At 58.2% G+C, this 4,176-nt stretch carries 5 protein-coding genes and 2 pseudogenes; 3 read left to right on the forward strand and 4 right to left on the reverse strand.

Annotated features, from left to right (window positions below; all coding sequences use genetic code 11):
• Positions 1–18 precede the first annotated feature (18 nt).
• Positions 19–249 (forward strand): annotated as a pseudogene (locus UB23_RS15835) (AI-2E family transporter); the annotation flags it as partial.
• Here the strand turns inward: UB23_RS15835 and UB23_RS30290 are convergent.
• The 3 genes from UB23_RS30290 to UB23_RS15850 form a co-directional block, all read right to left on the reverse strand.
• The gene (locus UB23_RS30290) at positions 246–428 is read right to left on the reverse strand and encodes a hypothetical protein (protein ID WP_045060243.1); all 183 of its coding nucleotides are present in this window, start codon (positions 426–428) and stop codon (positions 246–248) included. The pseudogene UB23_RS15835 and the gene UB23_RS30290 overlap by 4 nt on opposite strands.
• Before the next feature lie 100 nt (positions 429–528).
• A complete protein-coding gene (locus UB23_RS15845) occupies positions 529–723 on the reverse strand; it encodes a hypothetical protein (RefSeq protein ID WP_045060244.1) in 195 nt (64 codons plus the stop codon).
• A gap of 233 nt (positions 724–956) precedes the next feature.
• Positions 957–1,334, reverse strand: a complete 378-nt coding sequence (locus UB23_RS15850) for a hypothetical protein (RefSeq protein WP_045060245.1) — start codon at positions 1,332–1,334, stop codon at positions 957–959.
• 244 nt (positions 1,335–1,578) lie between these two features.
• Here UB23_RS15850 and UB23_RS15855 point away from each other — a divergent pair.
• A pseudogene (locus tag UB23_RS15855) lies at positions 1,579–2,383 on the forward strand (shikimate 5-dehydrogenase).
• Between the two features lie 226 nt (positions 2,384–2,609).
• On the opposite strand, the gene UB23_RS15860 reads toward UB23_RS15855, so the two are convergent.
• On the reverse strand, positions 2,610–3,257 hold the full coding sequence (locus tag UB23_RS15860) for a YceH family protein (RefSeq protein ID WP_045060246.1): 648 nt from the start codon (positions 3,255–3,257) through the stop codon (positions 2,610–2,612).
• A gap of 203 nt (positions 3,258–3,460) precedes the next feature.
• Here UB23_RS15860 and UB23_RS15865 point away from each other — a divergent pair, with 203 nt between their 5' ends.
• The gene (locus tag UB23_RS15865) at positions 3,461–3,970 is read left to right on the forward strand and encodes a DUF1993 domain-containing protein (RefSeq protein WP_045060247.1); all 510 of its coding nucleotides are present in this window, start codon (positions 3,461–3,463) and stop codon (positions 3,968–3,970) included.
• The last annotated feature ends 206 nt before the right edge of the window (positions 3,971–4,176 follow it).

A 4,176-nucleotide genomic window follows, 5' to 3' on the forward strand; every position in this document is an offset into this window, starting at 1 on the left:
AGATGTGTATAAGAGACAGTACTGGGGTTGTTCGGGGTATTCGTCATCGGCCTGGTGGACAACGTGCTGCGTCCAATCCTGGTGGGCAAAGACACCAAGATGCCGGACTACATGATCCTGATTTCAACCCTGGGCGGCATGGCGGTGTTCGGCCTCAATGGCTTTGTGATCGGGCCACTGATCGCCGCGCTGTTCATGTCGAGCTGGGCGATCTTCAGTGAAACCAAGCCGCGGGTGCAATTGCCTTAAGCACTCAGGCGGCCATGGTCGATACGTTGCGACAATGCCTGTGCGGCCGGCAGTGAAGTCAGCGGGCCGCTGATTGGTTCACCGTCCTGCACAAGATACCAACAAGCCAGCAGACCCAGCTCCCTCAAAGGGGCGGGGACTGCGCTGCCAACTACGGACATGATCTGGACCTGGGACATAACTACCTCCATCAATCGATGGAGCTACCTTACGGGCCCGGCGCCGACAGGAACAATCAACGCTCTCGATAGTCGTCATTGACGCGAGTGAGTGCTGCGTTCAGTCGACCACCAGGTCCAGCATATGCACCACTTCCTGCTCATTGAGCAGCCCCTTGCGCACCAGGTTTTCGGCCAGCAGCGAGAGGAACTTGGCGTTGCGGTGGCCTTCCAGGTTCTTGAGTTCGGTCAGCGTGTCATACACCTTGCTGGAGGTGCACAGGCCGACATTGCGATGCGGATTCTGTGTGGGCATGAGGTCGTCCTTGTTGTTATCAACCTGCTATTGGCGGACAGGCCCAAGCTTGCGGACCTGACATGACATAAATATGACTGTTTTACCCAAAGTGGGGAAAGAGGATCGATTCAATCTTGCCGAATTTGCTTGCAAGCGCTGTTCCGACAGCGACCTCGGCAACATCGATCCAGACCTGAACCGATCAGCGGGCACAAAAAAGCCCCGTTTTGAGGCGGGGCCTGATGGGTCTGTCAGTAGTGCGGGCGGCCGTAATAACCACGGGGCGGGCCGTAATAGCCGCGCGGTGGACCGTAGTAGCCGCGGGGCGGACCGTAGTACACCGGCGCTGGCTGATAGTAGACCGGCTGTTGAACGTAGACCGGCGCCGGCTGGTAATAGACCGGTGGCGGCTGTTGCACATAAACCGGCTGTGGTTGGGCGTAGACCGGTTGCTGCACATACACCGGCCGGTTGGCGTTGATCAGGGCCGAACCGACGATGGCCGAGCCCACGATCGCACCAAATACCGCTGGACCTTGCCAACCGCCACCACCGCCATGGGCCTGTGATTGCCCTGTGACCGCGAGAGCGCCGATCAGCAAGGCCACTGTGGAGATTTTACGGATCATGATAATTCCTCGGTTCTTCGACCCGGCGCTTGTGTCTGCAATAGACTCAAGGATTGTCGCGGGGATACATCTAAGACAGCACTTTTTGCAAAATCAGCACAGCCGCTGGGTAAATTTTGTGTAAGGTCTGTACCGGCTTGTCGACGGTCCCGTTCCCAGCGAACGCTGGCCTTTATGATCGAACAGAACAGGATGGAATGGCCAATCCCGTCCATCTGAAAGTGCACTTGATGGAGATTTTTTCATGCAGATGAACCCCAACCGAGATACCCAGCTGTGCATGTCCCTTTCAGGGCGTCCGGGGAATTTTGGCCTGCGTTTTCACAATCATCTGTACGAGCAGTTGGGCCTGAATTTTTACTACAAGGCGTTCAGCAGCCAGGATTTGCCTGGTGCGGTGGGCGGCATTCGCGCTTTGGGCATCCGTGGCTGCGGGGTGTCGATGCCGTTCAAGGAGGCCTGCATCGCCCTGGTCGATGAGCTGGACGCATCGGCTGCGGCCATCCAGTCGATCAATACCATCGTCAACACCGATGGCCACCTCAAGGCTTACAACACCGATTACATCGCCATTGCGCAGCTGCTTGAAACTCATCAGGTGCCCAAGGATTCGACCTTCGCCCTGCGCGGAAGCGGCGGCATGGCCAAGGCGGTGGCGAGTGCGCTGCGGCAATGGCCTGATCGTCGCCCGCAACGAACAGGCCGGGCGCGCCCTGGCAAATTCGCTGGGCTATGAATGGCAAGCAGAGCTGGGAAATGAGCGGGCGCAGATGCTGATCAACGTCACACCGATCGGCATGACCGGTGGGCCGGAAGCCGAGCAACTGGCCTTTGCGGCAGATGCGATTGAAAAAGCGCAAACCATCTTCGATGTGGTGGCAATCCCCTCGGAAACGCCGTTGATCGTGCGCGGACGTGCCGAGGGGAAGCGAGTGATCACAGGGCTTGAAGTGATCGCCATCCAGGCGCTGGAGCAGTTCGTGCTGTACACCGGCGTGCGGCCGACGGATGAGCAGTTTCGCCTGGCGGTAGAGTTCGCGCGCAGCTGACGTGCCAGCTCGGGGGGCGTCATCCCCCAATTGATAGGGAGCAATGCGCCCGTAGGAGCTGCCGAAGGCTGCGATCTTTTGATCTTTGATTTAGAAAGATTATGAAATCAAGATCAAAAGATCGCAGCCTTCGGCAGCTCCTACATGGAAAACGCATCTTCCGTGTTGTTCAAGTCAGGGAAACGCATTTTCCGGGTGTTCAAGTCAGGAACATACATTCGTCAGGTTATTCCAGGCGTGAAAGGCGCTCTTCCAGCGCGGCAATCCGCGCTTCCAGCTCTTCGACCCTTTCAACCGAAACGCCACCGCTCGAGCCGCGTTCCGCAGGGTTATGCCGTGCGGCCAGAATCACCTCGATGTCCGCCGGATCCCCCAGCGCGTGCATGTAGCGGTCCTCGCGCTGTCCGACCTGGCGCGGGATCAGCAGCGCCAGCCCGCGTGCGATCAGGCGTTCCAGTTGATGCACTACCTGCTCGGCGTCTTCGAAATCATGCATGCGACCGCTGCGGGTCAGCAGTTCATTGACCGTTTGCGGGCCGCGCAGAAACAACAGTCCCGCCAGGATCACTTGTGCCGGCACCAGTTCCAGCGCTTTGTCGACCTTATGCTCCCAGCGGTCGGCGCGGCTGCCCATCACCAGTTTGGTGAAGCCGCGACCTTCCAGCGCGCGCAGGCTCTGGCCTACCTGGCCCTGGGTGAGGTTCATCACCGGCTCGCGGCTGGTTTTCTGGTTGCAGGCAATCACCAGCGCATTAAGCGTCAGCGGGTAGGTTTCCGGGCTGGTCGCCTGTTTTTCGATCAACGAGCCCAGGATGCGGATTTCCGTGCTGTTGAGCCGCGGTTCGTCGAGGGTCGTTTGTTGTTCAGTGCTCATTTTTTTTCTATCCCTAATTGGCAGTCGGGTCGGCAACCACGACTCATCCCCATGTGAATCGAGCCGGGAATCTTGCGCTAAAGAGACTATCCCGAATCTGCGGCAGTGGCCAATGGACACGCATGCATGCACATCAGCGTGTCGATCCGTTCCAAGGCTATAATCGCCCCCACGTTTCCCTACTGTCATCACACGAGACTGCCATGACCATTTCCCTGTACGACGCCTCCATCCCGGTTTTCACGCAAATGCTCACCGCCCTGAGCGACGTTCTGAAAAAAGCTGAAGCTCACGCCAGCGCAAAGAACATCGACCCGAACGCGCTGCTGCAAGCGCGCCTGTTCCCGGACATGTTCCCGCTGGTGCGCCAGGTGCAGATCGCCGTTGATTTCGCCAAGGGCGTGTCCTCGCGCCTGGCCGAGATTGAAGTGCCGAAGTACGAAGATACCGAAACCACCTTCGCCGAGTTGCAAGCGCTGCTGACCAAGGTGCTGGGCTACATCGGCGAAATCAAACCCGAGCAGATCAACGGCCAGGAAGGTATCGAGATCGTGACGCGTCCGGGCACGCCTAAAGAGAAGCGCTTCACCGGCCAGGCCTACCTGCTGACTTACGGCTTGCCGCAGTTCTTCTTCCACGTCACCACCGCTTACGCCTTGCTGCGTCATAACGGTGTGGAAGTGGGCAAGCGCGATTACATGGGCGCGTTCTAAGCTGCCCAGGCACAAAAAAGCCCGCCAGGGTTTGCGCCTTGCCGGGCTTTTAGTTTTAAAGTCAAAAGATCGCAGCCTGCGGCAGCTCCTTGTATCTCGACTATCGCTCCATCAGGAGCGATAGTTCTCGACTGATCATCGAGGGAGGGATCTGGAAGCCGTGCAGCTCCTTAGGCTTTTTGCCTGTGACGTAGATTGTGCTCCAA

It is taken from the genome of Pseudomonas sp. ES3-33, from assembly GCF_000952175.1.
Classification (GTDB): Bacteria; Pseudomonadota; Gammaproteobacteria; order Pseudomonadales; family Pseudomonadaceae; genus Aquipseudomonas; species Aquipseudomonas gregormendelii.

Bases quoted from the DNA above. Each gene is read 5' to 3' on its own strand.
- UB23_RS15865 (WP_045060247.1), top strand. From the start codon at position 3,461: ATGACCATTTCCCTGTACGACGCCTCCATCCCGGTTTTCACGCAAATG.
- UB23_RS15845 (WP_045060244.1), bottom strand. From the start codon at position 723: ATGCCCACACAGAATCCGCATCGCAATGTCGGCCTGTGCACCTCCAGC.
- UB23_RS15850 (WP_045060245.1), bottom strand. From the start codon at position 1,334: ATGATCCGTAAAATCTCCACAGTGGCCTTGCTGATCGGCGCTCTCGCG.
- UB23_RS30290 (WP_045060243.1), bottom strand. From the start codon at position 428: ATGTCCCAGGTCCAGATCATGTCCGTAGTTGGCAGCGCAGTCCCCGCC.
- UB23_RS15860 (WP_045060246.1), bottom strand. From the start codon at position 3,257: ATGAGCACTGAACAACAAACGACCCTCGACGAACCGCGGCTCAACAGC.